This is a genomic window from Sphingobium anseongense, from assembly GCF_037725245.1.
Lineage (GTDB): Bacteria > Pseudomonadota > Alphaproteobacteria > Sphingomonadales > Sphingomonadaceae > Sphingobium.
Genome location: NZ_JBBJUL010000002.1, coordinates 408,396 through 426,638 on the forward strand (window position 1 = coordinate 408,396; position 18,243 = coordinate 426,638).

At 64.4% G+C, this 18,243-nt stretch carries 14 protein-coding genes; 7 read left to right on the forward strand and 7 right to left on the reverse strand.

Going from position 1 to position 18,243, the window contains the following annotated elements; translation table 11 throughout:
• Positions 1 to 96 precede the first annotated feature (96 nt).
• From WG908_RS04275 to WG908_RS04285, 3 genes are read right to left on the reverse strand one after another with little or no spacing between them, the layout of a single operon-like run.
• Positions 97 to 3,708, reverse strand: coding sequence for an error-prone DNA polymerase (locus tag WG908_RS04275; RefSeq protein ID WP_340185326.1), 3,612 nt, complete (start codon positions 3,706 to 3,708; stop codon positions 97 to 99).
• Entirely contained in the window at positions 3,705 to 5,264 is a 1,560-nt protein-coding gene (locus WG908_RS04280) for a Y-family DNA polymerase (RefSeq protein WP_340185392.1), read from the reverse strand. The genes WG908_RS04275 and WG908_RS04280 overlap by 4 nt, the downstream gene beginning before the upstream one ends.
• The gene (locus WG908_RS04285) at positions 5,185 to 6,006 is read right to left on the reverse strand and encodes an ImuA family protein (RefSeq protein ID WP_340185327.1); all 822 of its coding nucleotides are present in this window, start codon (positions 6,004 to 6,006) and stop codon (positions 5,185 to 5,187) included. Before WG908_RS04285 ends, WG908_RS04280 begins: the two co-directional genes overlap by 80 nt.
• Before the next feature lie 203 nt (positions 6,007 to 6,209).
• Between WG908_RS04285 and WG908_RS04290 the strand changes: the two genes are divergently transcribed.
• Positions 6,210 to 6,647: an acyl-CoA thioesterase gene (locus WG908_RS04290; RefSeq protein ID WP_340185328.1), complete on the forward strand. Its 438-nt coding sequence runs from the start codon at positions 6,210 to 6,212 to the stop codon at positions 6,645 to 6,647.
• 10 nt (positions 6,648 to 6,657) lie between these two features.
• Here WG908_RS04290 and WG908_RS04295 read toward each other — a convergent pair whose 3' ends face one another.
• Positions 6,658 to 7,041, reverse strand: a complete 384-nt coding sequence (locus tag WG908_RS04295) for a DUF983 domain-containing protein (protein WP_340185329.1) — start codon at positions 7,039 to 7,041, stop codon at positions 6,658 to 6,660.
• A gap of 143 nt (positions 7,042 to 7,184) precedes the next feature.
• Between WG908_RS04295 and WG908_RS04300 the strand changes: the two genes are divergently transcribed.
• Positions 7,185 to 8,855 carry an MFS transporter gene (locus WG908_RS04300; protein WP_340185330.1) on the forward strand — a complete coding sequence of 557 codons (1,671 nt, stop codon included), beginning with the start codon at positions 7,185 to 7,187 and terminating at the stop codon, positions 8,853 to 8,855.
• On the forward strand, positions 8,852 to 10,066 hold the full coding sequence (locus WG908_RS04305) for an NHL repeat-containing protein (protein ID WP_340185331.1): 1,215 nt from the start codon (positions 8,852 to 8,854) through the stop codon (positions 10,064 to 10,066). The genes WG908_RS04300 and WG908_RS04305 overlap by 4 nt, the downstream gene beginning before the upstream one ends.
• Before the next feature lie 3 nt (positions 10,067 to 10,069).
• On the opposite strand, the gene WG908_RS04310 is transcribed toward WG908_RS04305, so the two are convergent.
• A complete protein-coding gene (locus WG908_RS04310) occupies positions 10,070 to 10,561 on the reverse strand; it encodes a hypothetical protein (RefSeq protein ID WP_340185332.1) in 492 nt (163 codons plus the stop codon).
• 86 nt (positions 10,562 to 10,647) lie between these two features.
• On the opposite strand from WG908_RS04310, the gene gyrB reads away from it, so the two are divergent.
• Both gyrB and WG908_RS04320 read left to right on the forward strand, forming a co-directional pair.
• The gene (gene gyrB, locus WG908_RS04315) at positions 10,648 to 13,140 is read left to right on the forward strand and encodes a DNA topoisomerase (ATP-hydrolyzing) subunit B (RefSeq protein WP_340185333.1); all 2,493 of its coding nucleotides are present in this window, start codon (positions 10,648 to 10,650) and stop codon (positions 13,138 to 13,140) included.
• 4 nt (positions 13,141 to 13,144) lie between these two features.
• Positions 13,145 to 13,678, forward strand: a complete 534-nt coding sequence (locus WG908_RS04320) for a COG3650 family protein (protein ID WP_340185334.1) — start codon at positions 13,145 to 13,147, stop codon at positions 13,676 to 13,678.
• Here WG908_RS04320 and yczR read toward each other — a convergent pair whose 3' ends face one another.
• Positions 13,679 to 15,142 carry a MocR-like transcription factor YczR gene (gene yczR / locus WG908_RS04325; RefSeq protein WP_340185335.1) on the reverse strand — a complete coding sequence of 488 codons (1,464 nt, stop codon included), beginning with the start codon at positions 15,140 to 15,142 and terminating at the stop codon, positions 13,679 to 13,681. It lies immediately after the preceding gene.
• Positions 15,143 to 15,343: 201 nt separating this feature from the next.
• Here yczR and WG908_RS04330 point away from each other — a divergent pair, with 201 nt between their 5' ends.
• The gene (locus tag WG908_RS04330; protein WP_340185336.1) at positions 15,344 to 16,015 is read left to right on the forward strand and encodes a spermidine synthase; all 672 of its coding nucleotides are present in this window, start codon (positions 15,344 to 15,346) and stop codon (positions 16,013 to 16,015) included.
• A 219-nt stretch (positions 16,016 to 16,234) separates the two neighbouring features.
• Here WG908_RS04330 and WG908_RS04335 read toward each other — a convergent pair whose 3' ends face one another.
• Positions 16,235 to 16,705 carry an Lrp/AsnC family transcriptional regulator gene (locus WG908_RS04335; protein WP_340185337.1) on the reverse strand — a complete coding sequence of 157 codons (471 nt, stop codon included), beginning with the start codon at positions 16,703 to 16,705 and terminating at the stop codon, positions 16,235 to 16,237.
• Between the two features lie 449 nt (positions 16,706 to 17,154).
• Here WG908_RS04335 and hppD point away from each other — a divergent pair, with 449 nt between their 5' ends.
• Positions 17,155 to 18,222 carry a 4-hydroxyphenylpyruvate dioxygenase gene (hppD, locus tag WG908_RS04340; protein WP_340185338.1) on the forward strand — a complete coding sequence of 356 codons (1,068 nt, stop codon included), beginning with the start codon at positions 17,155 to 17,157 and terminating at the stop codon, positions 18,220 to 18,222.
• The last annotated feature ends 21 nt before the right edge of the window (positions 18,223 to 18,243 follow it).

The window sequence follows — 18,243 nt, forward strand, 5'->3', positions numbered from 1 at the left end:
AGCCGCCTCGCGATTGCAAAATATGCAATCGTCTCGCTTTGCCACCTGTTCCGTAGGGTAAATAGGCGCGTCACCTCGCCAATGATTTTCGCACGGCTAATGAAAATCGCGCGACTTCGGCAGAATTCGTACATTGCGCGGGTGGCTCGCCGTACGCGGATGTTGCGGATGAAGGAATTCGTCGGCGGGCGAGAGCGCAGGACGGCGAGGATGGACATCGGACAGCCGCAACAGGTCAGCCGTGCGATCATGAATGCGCGTCGCCATCAGATGGACGACGCCTTCCTTGCTGCGCTGCACCTCCCCCTCCACCAGCATCAGCCGGCTGGCCATCACCGCGCGGCGCTGCATTTCGAACAGCCGCGCCCATAGCAGAATATTGGTGACGCCGGTCTCATCCTCGATGGTGATGAAGACGGCATTGCCCTTGCCCGGTCGCTGGCGCACCAGCACCACGCCAGCGGTACGAAGTATCGCGCCATTCCTGGCGGCGCTGGTATCGGCGCAGCTCAGCACGCCTTCGGCTGCAAAGACAGGCCGCAGGAATTGCATCGGATGCCCTTTGAGCGACAGGCGCATCATCTGATAGTCCGCCGCCACCTGTTCGCCCGGCGCCATGGCCGGCAGCATGGCATCGGGTTCGGCCCCCAATTCGCGCGCGGCGGGATCGCGCCTGCGGGCGGCGGCGAACAGCGGCAGTTCGTCCGGTGGCGTGCGCCGCGCGTCCCATAATGCCTCGCGCCGGCCCTGCCCCAAGGATCGGCACGCATCGGCATCGGCCAGTAGCCGCAGCGCGCGCGCGGGCAGCCCGGCGCGGCGGGCGATATCCTCGATACTCGCGAACAGCCCGCCTTCGCGTGCAGCGACGACCTGTGCCGCCCAGCTTTCGCGAAACCCGTCGATCTGGCGCATACCCAGCCGCAGCGCCAGCGCACGGCCCCGCCCTTCGCCACCCCCCGAATTGCGCGAGCGCAGCAGCGGTTCGAGCCGATTGTCCCAGTCGCTCATGTTGACATCGACATCATTGACGGTAACACTATGTTCGCGCGCGTCGCGTACCAGTTGCGCGGGCGCATAGAATCCCATTGGCTGCGAATTGAGCAACGCGCAGGCGAAGACCGCGGGCTGGTGGCATTTTATCCACGCCGAAACATAGACCAGCCGCGCGAACGACAGCGCGTGACTCTCGGGAAAGCCATAGCTGCCAAAACCTTCGATCTGGCTGTAGCAGCGATCGGCGAAGTCGCTCTTGTAACCGCGTCGCACCATGCCGCCGATCATCTTTTCCCTGAACTTGTCCATGCCGCCGACATGACGAAAGGTCGCCATCGACCGGCGCAGCTGGTTCGCTTCGGACGGGGTGAATTCCGCTGCCACGATCGCAAGCTTCATCGCCTGTTCCTGAAACAGCGGAACGCCATAGGTCTGTTTGAGCAAATCCCTTAGTTCATTGGGATTGTGCGGCGGGGCGGGCGAGGGAAATTCAGGCTTTTCAAGGCCTGCCCGCCGCCGCAGATAGGGGTGCACCATGTCGCCTTCGATCGGGCCGGGCCGCACGATCGCCACCTGCACCGTCAGGTCGTAGAGGTTTTCAGGCTTGAGGCGGGGCAGCATGTTGATCTGCGCGCGGCTTTCCACCTGGAACACGCCGATACTGTCGCCTTTCTGAAGCATGGCATAAACCGCCGGATCCTGTGAATCGAGATCCACGGTCAAGTCATGATCGCCAAGGCCATGGCGGCGCATCAGATCATAGGCCTTGCGGATGCAGCTGAGCATGCCGAGCGCCAGCACATCGACCTTCATCAGGCCGAGCGCGTCGATGTCATCCTTGTCCCACTCGATGAAGCTGCGGTCGGGCATGGCGCCATTATGGATCGGCACGGTTTCATCGAGCCGGTTCTGGGTCAGGACGAAGCCGCCGACATGCTGCGACAGATGCCTGGCGAAGGGCGCCCGGATCAACTGTTCGACCAGCGAGCGCAACCGCACGATTTCAGGATTGTCGAGCGCATAGCCCGCATCGACGATCCGCCCGTCGCCAAGGTCGCCGGAATAGCTGCCCCATACCGTGCTCGACAGCCGGGCCGATATGTCTTCGCTCAGGCCCAGCACCCTGGCGACTTCGCGCAGGGCGCTGCGCGAACGATAATGGATCACCGTCGCGGCGATGCCCGCCCGCTCGCGGCCATAGCGGCGGTAGATATATTGCATCACCTCCTCGCGCCGTTCATGCTCGAAATCGACGTCGATGTCCGGCGGCTCGTTGCGCTCCTCCGATACGAAGCGGGAAAAGAGCAGGTCGTGCTTCATCGGATCGACGGAGGTGACGCCGAGCAGGAAGCAGACGATCGAATTGGCGGCCGACCCGCGCCCCTGGCACAAAATCGGCGGCTGTTGCGCGCGGGCGAAACACACCAGATCGTGGACGGTCAGGAAATAATAGGCATATCTCTGCCTGGCGATCAGCGTCAGTTCCTCGCCGATCAGCTTTTCCACCTCCTCGGGCAGCGTGTCGCCATAGCGCGCCGTCGCCGCTTCGCGCACCAGATGTTCCAGCCACCCCTCCGGTGACCAGCCGGGCGGCACAGGTTCGTGCGGATATTCATATTTGAGGTCATCGAGCGTGAAGGTGATCCTGCCGATGAAGCGGATCGTTTCCGCCAGCGCCTGCGGGCAGGCGGCATAGATGCGCTGCATTTCGGCAGGGGACTTGAGGTGACGTTCGGCATTGGCTTCCAGCCGCCGTCCCGCATCCTTGAGCGTGACGCCATCGCGGATACAGCTCAACACATCCTGCAACGGTCGCGCCGACGCTGTGGCATAAAGAATGTCGTTGGTCGCGATGACCGGTACGCCCGCTTGCGCCGCCGCCGCCTTGATCACCGCCCGGTGCCGCGCATCGCGCCCCTGGTAGCGCATGGACAGGCCCAGCCATACGCGTCCTGGTGCGCTTTGCTGTAAGGCCCGCAAGGCGGACTGCCATGTCGGCGGAGAGGATGGCGGCACCAGTTTGAGGCGGGAGGCAGGCTGGCTGTTTTCGCTGTCGTCGAAAGGGTAGGCAGGCGGCGCCTTGTGCCTGCGCTGCTCGCGCGCGGTCGAAAGCGGCAGGACGATCAGCAACAGGTCATCGAGATGGCCGACCAGATCCTCGAAACGCAAAATGCAATCGCCCTTGACCGCCGCCATATTGCCCTTTGTCAGCAATCGGGTCAGGCGGCCCCAGCCCGGGCGGCTGACCGGATAGGCGATGATATCTGGGGTGCCGTCGACAAAGACCAGACGCGCGCCCACGATCAGGCGCAGAGCGGTTTCGCAAGCGGCACGTTCCTGAAAGGTCAGTTCGGGCGCTTCCCCCCTTTCCTTCTTTGCTTCCATCATCGCCGCGCGTGCTTTGGCCGGTGCGTCGCGCAACGCGACATGGGCGCGCACCACGCCCGCCACACTGTTGCGATCGGCTATGCCGATGGCCGCGAGCCCCAGATTGATGGCCTCCCCGACCAGATCGGACGGGTGGGATGCGCCATGCAGAAAGCTGTAATTGGACATGGCCCCCAGTTCCGCGAAGGGCGGTCCGCCCAGGTGCTGGGGCGGGAGCGATCGGGGCGACTCTTCCTGTGGCCGTCCGTGCGCCCTCTCCAGCGCTTCGCGTTTGCGCCAGTCGGCCGATTTGGGCTTGGCGGGGTCGGGATAGCCGCGCTCCTTCATGCGAACAGGCCGTGCAGATACCAGTCGGGCCGCACCGTCTCGCCGCCATAAAGGCCATGGCGAAAGATCCAGTAGCGGCGACCGCGCGCATCTTCGACACGATAATAATCGCGGGTGCGGCCATGCCCCTCCAGCGCTCCGTCGGCTGCGCGCCACCATTCGGGCGCAATCCGTTCTGGCCCTTCGAACCGCGTCACCTCATGCAGCGTGCGCCGCCAGCGGAAGCGATGCGGCGGCCCGTCCGGCACCTGAGCGATCGCTTCGATCCGCTGGGGCGGGTCGAACAGGTGAAGCGGGCGCAGCGGAGGGTCCTCGGGATCGCCAGGTCGGTGCCAGCTTGCCGGCGCGCGACTTTCGACGGCGGGCAGCGCAAGTTGCGCCTGTTCCGGGATGTGGCTGTCGCGGGGCGTCAGGCGCTGGATTCGATGGCGGCCCGCGCGCACCGACAGGCGGTCGACCAGCGCCGCGACATCGTCTTGCGGGGGCACCTTCCCCCCTTCCAGCGCCAGCTGGCTGGGCGCGAGCGGCTCGGACCGCGGCACCGACAGGCGCAGCATGTCGAAGCCAAAGCCAGGATCGAGCGGATCGGACAGGCTATCGACCCTTTCCTCGAACAATCGCATGATCGCGGCGGGTTCACGGATGGGCTGGCTGGTTTCGACGCGCAGCGGGAAAGCCAGGCCGTCGCTGCGGAAAAATATCGCTTCGAACCGTCGACCACCCTGCGCCCGCTCGCTCAGTTGATCCCCTGCTTCCACCGCCATCTTTGCCAGCACGGCCAGTGCATGCGCCGTGCTGCCCATCGGCTCGGCGAAGCGGCGCTCGACCATGATGGCGGCGATGGCCCGGCGGGGGCGGAGCGGCCGGTCGGCAAGCCCGAGCAGCCGGTGCAGCGCATCGACCGACTCTTTGCCAAAGCGCGCGGCCAGCGCGGCGGCAGGGCGAGCGGCCACGTCACCGATATGGCGTAATCCCGCGCGGCGCAGCGCGAGCGCGCTTTCCGCCTCCAGCCCCAACGCCTCGACCGGCAAGCGGCGGATCGCCGCATCTTCGTCCGGCGCAGGCGCGGCAGGATAGCGGGCGAGCGCGTGGGCCGCTTCGGCGGTGCCCGCGAGCGCATGGCGCGCGCGCATGCCGTGACGCACAAGCCGGTCGGTCACGGCACTCGCCAGCGGCGCTTCACCACCCCACAGATGCGCGCAACCGCCAATGTCCAGCATCAGCCCCGCCGGCCCGTCGAGCGCGGCGATCGGCGTATAGCGCGCGCAGCCGTCGCACAGTCGCTCAAGCCAGTCCTGATCGGCATGGGGATCGGCCTCGAACACCGCCAGGCCAGGTTCCTGTGCACGCGCGTCGGCCAGCGCCATGCCCGCGTTCAGGCCCAGGGCCAGCGCATCTTCGTCCGGGCAGACGAGCCGCATCGCCCCGCGCACGCTTTCCACCATCGCGCGCGGGCCATCCGTCCGCGCCCAGTGGTCAGGCCGCGCGATCCGCAGCCGGTCGAGCGGCAGGAATGGAAACCACAGCGCCAGATAGCGCCGCTCCCTCCCTTCCATGCTGCTGCTGTCCGCCCTGTCCACCGCTCCATTCTCCAAAAACGCCTTCGGTCGCACGCCATTCCAGCCGCCATCTCATTCCATCCGGCCCGGCGCGGCGGCGCAGCAGGGTCAGGTCGAACGCGCCATGCCCCGGCGCATCGCCGGCCAGGGGAGCAGACGGCGCCGCCGCCACCTGCCACCGCGTCTCGGCGGCGCTCGGCCCGGGCACCCCGCCGACCAGCAACAACAGCGCCGTCACGCCCGAGGCTTCCGCCGCCAGCGCCAGCCGGCGGCTGGCGGTGAGGTCGAGCAAGCGATGGCGTCCCCGGCATTCGATCATCACCGCGCCCAGGCCAGGGCAGCGAACCGCATCGAGGCCGGCCTGGAGCAGCATCGCTTCATCCGTCATCGTTCCCAGCAGCAGCCGGCCGGGGTCGATGCCCAGCGCCGCCAGCCCCGGCCCATAGGGGGCGCCGCCCTGCCGGCTCGCTGCGTCCAGTCGCAGCCACAGCAAGGGCGCGACATCATCCGCCCGCGTCGCCAGTCGGGCCAGCAGCAGCGCCATGCCCGCGCCCGCGCCTGCTTCTTCCTCCGCACAAACCAGCTCATGCACGCGCCCACGCGCCAGGCCGCCGCCCAGGGCGGTGTCCAGTCCGCCATGACCTGTGCAAAAAAAATCGCTATCCCACCGTGGCTTACCCCGGTCGAGGGCGGCAATTGTTCGCCGCAAAGCGGCCAGTGGAGAAGCCGAATCGCTCATTATGTTCCCTTTATGTTCTATTCTGCCGTAATGAACCAGCATGTCAATGCGGGGCCGGGAGCGATCGATTAGGAATGGCAAATAGAGCCTGGGAGCGGCGCGATCTGTGTCAATTTGGCCGCATCCGCGTCATTTTAGCCGGCCCGATTGCATAAAGCGCCGGCAGGAGTAAGACGCTTTAAGCAAAGAGGAATCCACAGGATATGGCCAAACCCGAAGCCTGGCGGTTAAGCCCTGACGCTTATGTCTTTACCACGACGCTGGACACCCGGTTCGGGGACATGGACACAATGGGGCACATCAACAATGTCGCCATTTCAGCAATGTTCGAAACCGCCCGCATCCGCTTCCACCATCATCTGGGCCGCCATCCGCAGGAAGATTTCGTCCGCTGGCTCGTGGCTGCGGTTTCGCTCAACTATATAGAGGAAGCGCATTTCCCCTACCCGTTCGAGGTGCATTGCGCGATCGGCCACATCGGTCGCACCAGCTGGACCGTATCATCCGCCGCATTTCAAAAGGATGTGTGCGTCGCCACCTGCGACACGACGGTCGTCACCCATGGCGCGGAGGGCCGCCGCCTGATCGACGGCACTATCCGCGAAATCATGGAACAAAATGCCCTGCGCCGTCCGGCGTAGCATCTGAACCCTAGCGGAAGCCGTGCATCCGGCGCGACCATTGGAACGCGATGACCGCGGCCTTGGCGGGTTGGATCAACAGGGTCGCCAAAACCAGCGCCAGGCAGGGCCATAGCGCCGCCTGCACCCCAAGCGGTATCGACAGTGCCCCGTTCACCTCGATCATCAGCGGCACCAGCAGATGGCCAAGCAGCAGGATCACCAGATAGGCGGGAAAATCATCGGCCTGATGCTGGTCCCACGCCTGCCCGCATGACTCACAGCCAGCGGTGGGTTTGAGGAAGGCAGCGAACATCCGCCCCTCGCCACACGCGGGACAGCGGCCGCGCAGGGCATGGACCAGTGCCGGCCGGAAAGGACGGGCCAAAGGATCGGCGGCGGGTTCCTGGATCATCGCCATCGTTTATAAGCTCGGCGTCCGCATCGCAATGGCATCCGCCAAGTACAAAGCCTTGTCCACGGCCGCCGGATGGTTCAAATGCGCGGATTGCTCGGCGGTCTTCGTTATGGAACGCAGGACAGAGGGGATCAAAGTCGATGACGGCGGTATGTGAAGACGATCATTCCCACCCTCGCAAGGCAAACCAGAATGAAAAGCTGGTTATCGCCGCCTCCTCGCTGGGCACCGTGTTTGAATGGTATGACTTCTACCTCTATGGCCTGCTCGCCACCTATATTTCAGCGCAATTCTTTTCGGGCGTAAACGAAACCACAGCCTTCATCTTCGCGCTGGCGGCGTTCGCGGCGGGCTTTGCCGTGCGCCCGTTCGGCGCGCTGGTGTTCGGCCGAATCGGCGATCTGGTGGGGCGCAAGAACACGTTCCTCGTCACCATGGGGATCATGGGCCTGTCGACCTTCGCGGTCGGCCTGCTCCCCAATTATGATGCGATCGGCGTTGCGGCACCCATCATCCTGCTCGCCCTCCGCCTGGCGCAGGGCCTGGCGCTGGGCGGCGAATATGGCGGCGCCGCCACCTATGTCGCGGAACATGCGCCCGAAGGAAAGCGCGGCCTCTATACCAGCTGGATCCAGACGACCGCGACATTTGGCCTGTTCGCCGCGCTGCTGGTGGTTATCGGCTTCCGCTTTGCGTTGGGAGAAGCCGCCTTTGCAGCCTGGGGCTGGCGGCTGCCCTTCCTGATCTCGCTGCTGCTGCTCGCCGTGTCGATGTGGATCAGGCTCCAGCTCAACGAAAGCCCGGTCTTCCAGAAGATGAAGGATGAAGGCACCACGTCGAAGGCGCCGCTGACCGAAGCCTTTGGCCGCTGGGGCAATCTGCGCTGGGTCATCATTGCGCTGTTCGGCGCGGTCATGGGCCAGGCGGTGGTCTGGTATGCCGGACAATTCTACGCATTGTTCTTTCTGGAAAAGACATTGCGGGTCGATGGCGCGACCGCCAACATCCTGATCGCCATCGCACTGGCGCTCGCCACCCCCTTCTTCGTTTTCTTCGGCTGGCTGTCGGACAAGATCGGTCGCAAGCCGATCATCCTTGGCGGCTGCGCGCTCGCGGCGGTCACATATTTCCCGCTGTTCGGCGCGCTGACCAGCGCCGCCAACCCGGCGCTTGCCGCAGCCCAGGCGTCGGCCCCCGTGACGATCAGCGCTGATCCGGCGCAATGCGCCTTCCAGTTCGATCCGGTCGGCAGCAACAGGTTCGACAGTTCCAGTTGCGACATCGCCAAGGCCTATATGGCAAGGACCGGCATCAGCTACGCCAATGTCGTCGCCCCCGCCGGCGCAATCGCGACCGTTCGCGTCGGCGACCGCCGCTTCACCGCGCCCACCCCCGCCGCCCTGCCCCCAGCAGCACGCGCCGACGCCATCGCCGCCTTTCAGACAGAGCTTCAGGCCGGGCTGACCGCGGCCGGTTACCCGCCACGGGCCGACAGCGCGAAGATGAACAAGGTGGCCGTGGTGGCAATTCTGTGGGCGCTCGCGATGCTGGTGACCATGGTCTATGGCCCGATCGCCGCGATGCTGGTGGAACTCTTCCCCAGCCGCATCCGCTATACCTCGATGTCGCTGCCCTATCATGTCGGCAATGGCTGGTTCGGCGGATTTCTGCCGACCACCGCTTTCGCCATGGTGGCTGCGACCGGGAATATCTATTATGGCCTGTGGTATCCGGTAACACTTGCCGCAGCGACGGTGGCGATTGGCCTGCTCTTCCTGCCCGAAACATTCCGCCGAAACATCAGCCAATGAAGCAAGGAAGCCTGCCCGTGCGCCTCGCCCTGCTGTCGATGCTGCCCATTCTTGCCGCCACCGCATCGGCAGCACGCGATGCGCCGTCATCCGCGCTGGTCGACCTCCATGTCGAAGTCCTGGCCGCACCTGGAACCCCGATGCCCCGCTTCAGGGCCGATGCTGCCTGGCCCCGGATGCCGTCGGACCTGCTGCTGGGCCAGGTGAGCGGCGTTGCAGTGGACAGGGACGATGATGTCTGGGTCGTGCATCGCCCCCACTCCCTGACCAGCACCGACACGGGCCTGGCCCAGAACCCGCCGATCGCCACCTGTTGCAAGCCAGCGCCGCCGGTCGTGCGCTTCGCCAGCGACGGTCGCTATCTGGGCGGCTGGGGCGGCGCGGCCAGCGCGCCGGTTGTGGACGGGGTCAACCAATGGCCCGCCAGCCTGCACGGGATCTTTGTCGACAAGGACAAGACGGTGTGGCTTGGCGGCAATGGCAAGGACGATCATGTCGTGCTCAACTACAGCGCCGACGGCACCTTCCTGCGCGCGCTGGGCAAACGCGGCCAGACCGGCGGCAATGACGCGACCGACCGGCTCGGCAATCCATCAGACGTCAATCACAGCGACGGGATGGTGATGATCTCCGACGGTTATGTGAACCGCCGCGTCATCGCCTTCGATTCCGCTGGCGGATATAGGGGCCGCTGGGGCGCCTATGGCAAACCGCCGATCGCGCCCGTTCGCGAAGGCGCGTTCGATCAGAGCCACGCCGTCGATCCCGGCAAGGTCGCCGACCCTAAATCCCCGACATTCGCCGATATCGTCCATTGCGTCGTGCAGGCCCGCGACGGCCATGTCTATGTCTGCGACCGCAACAATAATCGCGCGCAGATATTCAAGCGCGGCAAGGACGACAGCCTGGTTTTCGTGCGCGACCTCGTGATCGCCGGGGATACAGGCGGCACCCATACCGTCACCGACATCGCCTTTTCGCCAGACGCCGCGCAAAAATATCTCTACGTCGCCGACATGATGAACGGACGGATCTGGATATTGCTGCGATCGACGCACCAGATATTGGGAACGATTGGGCGGGTCGGACGGCAGGCGGGCCAATTCACCTGGCTGCACAGCATCGATACCGACAGCCGGGGCAATATCTACACCACCGAAGTCAATACCGGCCGGCGCGTGCAGAAGCTGGTATTTACCGGGATCGAATGAGCATCAGCCGGCGATCAACCGCACATAGGCGCTCGCGACCCAGCCGCTGGGGCAGGGGCCGGCATAGGCGCGTTTGCTGTCGACCGGCGATGTGACACCGCAATCCGCCGCAGGGGCCATATCGTTTTCGACGCTCCCGTCCGGTTCGGGCACCACGACCACGCCCAGCCATTTCTGGTCGATGCTGCGCGTGCAGACATGGACGCGGGCACCCTCGGCCAGGCGGTCCACTTCTCGCGCATCGGCAAAGGGCGCAGCGAGCAGCGCGAGGCCACCGCTTCCCGATCGCGTCACCAGCCCCAGCGCCCCGCAGGCGTCGAGCCGGGGGCCGTCTTCGCCGATCGTCACCGCTCGCGTCATCGGCGCGTCCATGCGGCTTTCGGGCACATCTTCGCGCGCCGCGCCCGCCAGCGAGCTGTTGGGAAGTTCGTCCATGACATCGCGGCTATCGGAACAACTTGCAAGGATCAGGGCCAGGCCAAGGACTATACGCATGGCCCCCTGATAGACCGCCCCGCAGCGCCGGGAAAGGCGGCATGTTTCGCTTTAGTTTCATCCCCGCCTTCCCTATATGCTCGGGCATGAGCGAAGACAGTCAAATCAATCCCAACAGCAACGAATATGGTGCCGACAGCATCAAGGTCCTCAAGGGCCTGGATGCTGTCCGCAAGCGCCCTGGCATGTATATTGGCGACACCGACGACGGGTCGGGTCTGCATCACATGGTGTTCGAGGTTTCGGACAATGCGATCGACGAGGCGCTGGCGGGCCATTGCGACCGGATCGACATCGTCCTCAACCCGGACGGATCGGTCAGCGTGACCGATAATGGCCGCGGTATCCCCACCGGCATCCACACCGAAGAAGGCGTGTCGGCCGCCGAAGTCATCATGACCCAGCTCCATGCGGGCGGCAAGTTCGAGAATACGAGCGACGATAACGCGTACAAGGTGTCGGGTGGACTGCACGGCGTCGGCGTCTCGGTCGTCAACGCGCTGTCCGATTGGCTGGAGCTGAACATATGGCGCGACGGCCAGGAACATTGGATGCGCTTCCGCAACGGCGACGCCGAAGCGCCGCTCAAGGTGCTTGGTCCCGCCAGGGACGGGCAGAAGGGCACGAAAGTCACCTTCATGTTCTCGGCAGAGACGTTCAAGAACGTCACCGAATATGATTTCGACAAGCTGGAGCATCGCTATCGCGAACTGGCTTTCCTCAACAGCGGCGTGCGCCTGTTCCTGACCGACGCGCGGCATGAGGAAAGCAAGACCGTCGAGCTGTATTATGAGGGCGGCATCGCCGCCTTCGTCAAATATCTTGACCGCAACAAGGCAGCGATGATGCCCGAGCCGATCGCCATTTCCGGCACGCGCGATCATGTCACGATCGACGTCGCGCTGGAATGGAACGACTCCTATTATGAAAACGTCCTCTGTTTCACCAACAACATTCCCCAGCGCGACGGCGGCACCCATCTGGCGGCTTTCCGCGCGGCGCTGACCCGCACGCTCAACAATTACGCCGAAAAGTCCGGGATGCTGAAGAAGGAGAAAGTCTCCCTCACCGGCGAGGACATGCGCGAAGGGCTGACCGCGATCGTCTCGGTCAAGCTGCCCGATCCCAAATTTTCGTCCCAGACCAAGGACAAGCTTGTGTCCTCCGAAGTGCGCCAGCCGCTCGAAAGCCTGATGGCCGACAAGATGGCCGAATGGCTGGAGGAAAATCCTGGCCACGGCCGGATGATCGTCCAGAAGGTCATAGATGCCGCCGCCGCCCGCGAAGCCGCCAAGAAGGCGCGCGAACTGACGCGGCGCAAGGGCGCGATGGACATCGCCTCGCTGCCCGGCAAGCTCGCGGATTGCCAGGAGCGGGACCCCGCCAAGTCCGAACTGTTCCTGGTCGAAGGCGATTCGGCCGGCGGATCGGCCAAGCAGGGCCGCAACCGCCAGAATCAGGCAATCCTGCCGCTCAAGGGCAAGATCCTGAACGTCGAACGGGCGCGCTTTGATCGCATGCTTTCGTCCAAGGAGGTCGGTACGCTGATCCAGGCGATGGGCACCGGCATTCGCGACGATTTCAATATCGACAAGCTGCGCTACCACAAGATCGTCATCATGACCGACGCGGACGTGGACGGCGCGCATATCCGCACCTTGCTGCTGACTTTCTTCTATCGCCAGATGCCGCAGATTATCGAAAACGGCCATCTCTTCATCGCCCAGCCGCCATTGTACAAGGCGACCCGGGGACGGTCCGAAGTCTATCTGAAGAACGAAGCGGCGCTGGAGCAATATCTGGTCGACAATGGCGTCGAATCGATGGTGCTGGAGGGCGCTGGCGGCCCCCGCACCGGCAACGATCTCAAAAGCCTGGTCGATCATGCCCGCCGCATGCGCGCGGTCATGCGCTATGTGCCGCGTCGCTACGACCCCACGATCATCGAGGCGCTCAGCCTCACCGGCGCGCTTGATCCCGAACTCGACGACGCCGCGCAGGCCGAACGGCTGGACGCGGCGATCGTCTGGATGGGCGCGCATGATGCGGAAGGCAAATGGACCGGCCGCATCGCCGAAGGCGGAGGCTTTCATTTCGAGCGCCTTTGGCGCGGCGTCACCGACCATCATGTCATCGAACATGGCTTTCTGGGGTCGGCCGAGGCGCGCAAGTTGCACAGCACCGCTGCCGAAGATGCGGCAAGCTACCGCTCGCCGAGCCGGCTGGTGTCGGCCAGGGCAGCCGCCGCGGCCCAGGAGGAAATGGGGGATGACGACCTGCCCGCCGCGCCAACCAAGGGCGTGTCACAGATATCGCGGCCCAGCGATCTGCTGGAAGCGATCCTCGCCGCAGGCCGCAAGGGTCTGTCGATCCAGCGTTACAAGGGACTGGGCGAGATGAACGCGGAACAACTGTGGGAAACCACGCTCGATCCCGACAACCGGTCGATGCTGCGGGTCGAGGTCGAACAGGCGGACGTCGCCGACGAAATTTTCACCCGGCTGATGGGCGACGTGGTCGAACCGCGCCGCGAATTCATTCAGGACAATGCGCTCAACGTCGCCAATCTGGACGTTTAGCGCGATGCTGGGGCCGCCGGCGCTGCTGTGGCTGGCGTTGCCCCCGCTGCTGCTCGCTGGCTGTGCCAAACATGATCCCGGCGCGGAAAATGCCGCGGCGAACGGTGCCGCCATATCCGGGGCGGCCGCGGCCAATATGTCCGCCCCGATCGTCGACAAGGACATAGCGCGGGCAAAGACTGCCGTCCCCATGATCGCCCCGATCGCCAGCCCGGCGCCGCCGGCCCAAAACCTGCCGCGACGGGATGTGGGCTATCGCGCCCTTGGCACCGAACCCTTCTGGGCCGTCACCCTGCGCGGCGACCGCGCGACGCTGGAACGGCCCGACCACTCGCCGCGCAGCTTTACCGGCGCGACCACCGACGATGATGGCCGCACCCGCCGCTATATAGCCGATGGCCTGACCCTTACCATCACCCCCGGCCCATGCAGCGACGGCATGAGCGACTCCATCTGGTCCGACAGCGTGCAGGTGGCGTTTGGCGAAGGCACGCTCAAGGGCTGCGGCGGCGACAAAGAGATGCCCGAAGACAATTAGTCAGATCACCCGGTCCGCCTCCAGCGCCAGCGCCATCGCGTCGCGCGCCACCGGAGCGCGTGCATGCAGCCGCGCATCCGCCGCCGCCAGCCGTTCGACCCCCAGCGCCAGTTGCTCTTCGGGCAGGGTAAAGGGCAATCGCACGAACCGTTCGAACGCGCCATTGACGCCGAAGCGCGGCCCCGGCGCGATCCGAACGCCATGGCTTTCGCCCAGCGCCGCAAGCGCCGTCCCTTCGGCACGCGGCAATTCGACCCACAGCGACAATCCGCCGGCGGGCGGTTCGACCCGCCAGTGCGGCAGCCGCTCTTCGACCAGCGCGATCAGCCGGTCACGCCGCGCCCGCAATATCCCGGCGCGCGCGCCCAGCCCTTCCTCGAGATCGAGCAGCCGCGCCACCGCCAGTTGGTCGACCACGGGGCTCGCCATGTCGAGCGTCGTGCGGATTCGCCCGAGCGCCGCAATCGTCTGTGGATCGGCGCGAATCCAGCCGACCCGCAAGCCACCCCAGAAGATCTTGCTCGCCGATCCCAGGGTGATGACGCCGCGACCGGACGGATCGTGCAAGGCCACAGGCGGTGGCGCGGCGCCTTCCAGCCCCATCGCCACCATCGTCTCGTCGATCACCAGCGGCATGTGGCTGCGCGCGGCCGCAGCAACCAGCGCGCGACGCGTGCCCGCATCCATGCTCCGTCCGGTGGGGTTGTGGAAATCAGCGATGACATAAGCGAAGCGAGGCGATGTCTGGCGAAACGCCGCGTCCATCGCGTCGATATCCCAACCCTGGCCAGGCAGCCCGACCGGCACCGGCACGACATGGCTGCGCTGAAGCGCCAATATGGCGTTATGATAGGTCGGATGGTCGATCACCACGCGATCGCCCGGCCCGGCGAACAGCAGCAACAGCAGCGACAGGCCGTGCTGCGCGCCGTTGGTAATCATGATCTGGTCCGGCCCGGTGGGGCAGCCACGCCGCCCATAATGATCGGCCACCGCCTGCCGCAACGGCCCGAGGCCCAGCGCGTCATAGCCGATATCGCCAAGCCAGGCCGGCAGCGCCTCGATCGCGGCCTGATAGGCCTGCGCCACGCCATCGGCGGCGGGCAGCGCCGCAGCGGTCCAGTTGAGCAGGCCACTACCCGCTGGCCGATCATCGTCGGGCAGCACCGGCCGGGCGCGATTGGAGGGCAGGCGCGTGACGCTGCCCGAACCCTGCCGGCTTTCCAGATAGCCCTCATCACGCAGCCGGTCGAAGGCCGCAGCAATGGTCGTACGGCTCAGGCCCAGCGCCGAAGCCAGTTCGCGCTCACCCGGCAGTCGCACATCGAGACCGACCCGCCCGTCCAGCACCAGCATCCGCAAAGCCTGCGCCAATTGACGATAGGCTGGCTCGGCGCTTTCGCGCGCCCGCCACGCTCCCAGCAAGCGTATCAGCGAGGGTGGGCGAAGGCTGGAAGTGGACATGATCGAACTCCGAATTCGTCTAATTCAGATGCCACCTACGGTATATTGGTCACTTTGTAAAATGCCACTTCCACATGCCAGCGCGATAATGGCATAGTTTCCGACAGGGACAGCTTGCGCTAGGGGGTCGGGAATGAAGATCGATGATCACCCATCCCGCCATTCGGACACCGCGCGAACGCGCGGAAGGCATAGTCGCCGATGAAGCCGCGCGAACTTCTCGGCACGGCCAAGGTGCCTGGCGGCCCTGACCTGCGCCTTTATCGCCGGGGCGACGATTTCATGATCGTCCTCGAACGCAACGAGCTGATGAGCAGCCGGATGAGCGGATCGGAAGAAGCGCTCGCGCTGATGAGCTGCGACCGGCTCGGGAGCGGACCGGCGCCGCATCTGCTGATCGGCGGCTATGGCATGGGCTTTACCCTGCGCGCGGCGCTGGCGCGGCTTGGCCCCGACGCGCGGATAACGGTGGCCGAACTGGTCCCGGACATCATTGCCTGGGCGCGCGGACCGATGGCCGAGCTTGCCGCCGGCTGCCTTGACGACCCGCGCGTGCGGCTGATCGAGGACGATGTCGGGGCGGTGATCGCCGCGGCCACCTCAACTTACGACGCGATCCTGCTGGACGTCGACAATGGCCCCGATGGCCTTGTGCGCAGTGGCAACGACCGGCTCTATGCCATGCGCGGCCTCACCGCCGCGCGCGCCGCGCTGAAACCCGGTGGCATCCTCGCCATCTGGTCGGCGGGTCCCGACAAGGCCTTTGCCGCGCTGCTCGGCACGGCCGGATTCCGCGTCGAGGAAGTGGCCGTGCGCGCGCGCAGCAACGGCAAGGGACCCAAGCATGTGATCTGGTTCGCCACTCGCCCCTGATCGCCCAGCGGCTCAGGCGAACGGGAACAGATAGGTCACATGTAGCTGCTGAAGCTATTTCAAATCAGACGAACAGGTCTGATGAATGAGAAAATTTATTGATATCAGCAAGATATATCGACGTTTGACAGAATGTGAGGCAGGCGGCAACCTCAGCGCCATTGCGCAAGTTTTCCAAGGGCGACCAAAGCCGTTGTCTCGCCCGATACAGGCTGCACGTCAAAGCGGGATGGCCGTCGTATATTTCACCTGTGCCAGCGCGAAATGAGACGAACCGGTTGCAACCGAGGGATGCCGCAGCACGATCCGCATCAGGAAGCGGGTATAGTCCTCAACATCCGCCACGAGGATACGCAGCAGATAATCCCACTCGCCCGACATCGAATAGCATTCGATGATTTCGTCCCGCGACGCGACGAAGCTTTCGAAGGCCTCCGTCGCTTCGGCCAGATGACTCTTCAAGCGAATATGGCATAACACATTCACACCGCGCCCAAGCCGCGTCGCGTCGAGAAGGCGGACCTGCCGCCCCAGCACGCCGTCGGCTTCCAGCGCCCGGATCCGGCGCCAGCAGGATGCGGTCGATGCGCCAACGCGCTCGGCAAGTTCGGCATGGCTAAGGCTGGCGTCCTGCTGGAGTTCGGCCAAAATTCTGCGGTCGATGGCATCGATTTCCCGCCGTGCGGTCATACCGCCGCCCCGCCGGCATCGGGCTGCATCCTGATCCTTGCCCTGGTGAAAGCGTCAGGACCCCTGCGGGCCTCGTCCATCGCAAGAAAACGCCAATAGCTGTAGGGGACGATGCTCACGAGAGGGGAAGCTGAAGACTGTTGCTGGGGGTCATTCATCATCTCGGCAGTGCAGGGCCTGCGTACCGTCCAGCGGTACGCGGCTAACTGGATATATATTTCATATTAATGTGATATATGCAAGATTTTTATCATGGTATGAAATAATATAGTAAATTATGAATTGGTTTTTCAGCTTTTTTCGCTAGATTATCGTCAGGACGCGTTCAACTCGCTCACGCGGCCCCGACCGGTCCGTTGCGCAGGTCTGGAAATCCTGCGGCGCCGGCCCGCACCATCGGATCTTGCAACCGCCTTCGATCATTTTACTCATCGGAAGGACGCATAATCATGAACTCCGAGAACCCGCTCGGTATCGATGGCTTCGAATTTGTCGAGTTCACCTCGCCCGTACCCGATGCACTGGCAACATTGTTCGAGGGCATGGGCTTTACGCATCTGGGCGACCATCGCTCCAAGAACGTCCGTCGCTACAATCAGGGCGATATCAATTTCATCCTGAACATGGATCCGTCGGGTCAGGCCGCCAGCTTCCGCGCCGCTCACGGCCCGTCGGCCAATGCCATGGCGTTTCGCGTCGAGAACGCCGCGCAGGCCCTGGAAGAGGCCGTACGCCGGGGTGCCAGGCCGATCATCGGCCCGGTGGGCGTCATGGAACTCAACATTCCCGCAATCGAGGGCATCGGCGGATCGAACCTCTATCTGGTCGACCGCTATGGCGCCCAAACCATCTATGATGTCGATTTCAAACCGGTGCCGGGCGCGATGCAGGACGACCGATCGGTGGGCTTGCACACGCTCGATCACCTGACCCACAATGTGGCGCGTGGGCGCATGGATCATTGGGCCGAATTTTACGAGCGCGTGTTCAACTTCCGCGAGATCCGGCATTTCGACATAGCGGGTCAAGCCACCGCGTTGCTCAGCCGCGCCATGACGGCACCCGACGGCAAGATCCGCATCCCGCTTAACGAGAGCCAGGACGAACATAGCCAGATCGAGGAATTTCTGCGCGAATATAAAGGCGAAGGAATCCAGCATCTGGCGCTTGCGACCGACGACATATTCGCGACCGTCGATGCGTTGCGGGAAAACGGCATTCGCTTCCAGACCACGCCGCAAACCTATTTCGACTTGATCGACGAACGCCTGCCCGGACATGGCCATGACATTGCCGCGATGCGCGAGCGCGGCATATTGATCGACGGTGCGCCAGAAACCGGCGGCGGCCTGCTGCTGCAGATCTTCACCGAAAATATGGTCGGACCGATTTTTTTCGAGATCATTCAGCGCAAGGGCAATGACGGCTTTGGCGAAGGCAATTTCAAGGCCTTGTTCGAAAGCATCGAGCTGGACCAGATCCGGCGCGGCGTCATTCCTGCGGGAACATCCACATGACCACGCCCGGCAAATGTCAGA

Coding starts and splice junctions, on each gene's coding strand:
- WG908_RS04300 (WP_340185330.1), top strand. CDS start 7,185: ATGACGGCGGTATGTGAAGACGATCATTCCCACCCTCGCAAGGCAAAC.
- yczR (WP_340185335.1), bottom strand. CDS start 15,142: ATGTCCACTTCCAGCCTTCGCCCACCCTCGCTGATACGCTTGCTGGGA.
- WG908_RS04330 (WP_340185336.1), top strand. CDS start 15,344: ATGAAGCCGCGCGAACTTCTCGGCACGGCCAAGGTGCCTGGCGGCCCT.
- WG908_RS04280 (WP_340185392.1), bottom strand. CDS start 5,264: ATGGAAGGGAGGGAGCGGCGCTATCTGGCGCTGTGGTTTCCATTCCTG.
- WG908_RS04335 (WP_340185337.1), bottom strand. CDS start 16,705: ATGACCGCACGGCGGGAAATCGATGCCATCGACCGCAGAATTTTGGCC.
- hppD (WP_340185338.1), top strand. CDS start 17,155: ATGAACTCCGAGAACCCGCTCGGTATCGATGGCTTCGAATTTGTCGAG.
- WG908_RS04305 (WP_340185331.1), top strand. CDS start 8,852: ATGAAGCAAGGAAGCCTGCCCGTGCGCCTCGCCCTGCTGTCGATGCTG.
- gyrB (WP_340185333.1), top strand. CDS start 10,648: ATGAGCGAAGACAGTCAAATCAATCCCAACAGCAACGAATATGGTGCC.
- WG908_RS04310 (WP_340185332.1), bottom strand. CDS start 10,561: ATGCGTATAGTCCTTGGCCTGGCCCTGATCCTTGCAAGTTGTTCCGAT.
- WG908_RS04285 (WP_340185327.1), bottom strand. CDS start 6,006: ATGAGCGATTCGGCTTCTCCACTGGCCGCTTTGCGGCGAACAATTGCC.
- WG908_RS04290 (WP_340185328.1), top strand. CDS start 6,210: ATGGCCAAACCCGAAGCCTGGCGGTTAAGCCCTGACGCTTATGTCTTT.
- WG908_RS04295 (WP_340185329.1), bottom strand. CDS start 7,041: ATGATCCAGGAACCCGCCGCCGATCCTTTGGCCCGTCCTTTCCGGCCG.
- WG908_RS04320 (WP_340185334.1), top strand. CDS start 13,145: ATGCTGGGGCCGCCGGCGCTGCTGTGGCTGGCGTTGCCCCCGCTGCTG.
- WG908_RS04275 (WP_340185326.1), bottom strand. CDS start 3,708: ATGAAGGAGCGCGGCTATCCCGACCCCGCCAAGCCCAAATCGGCCGAC.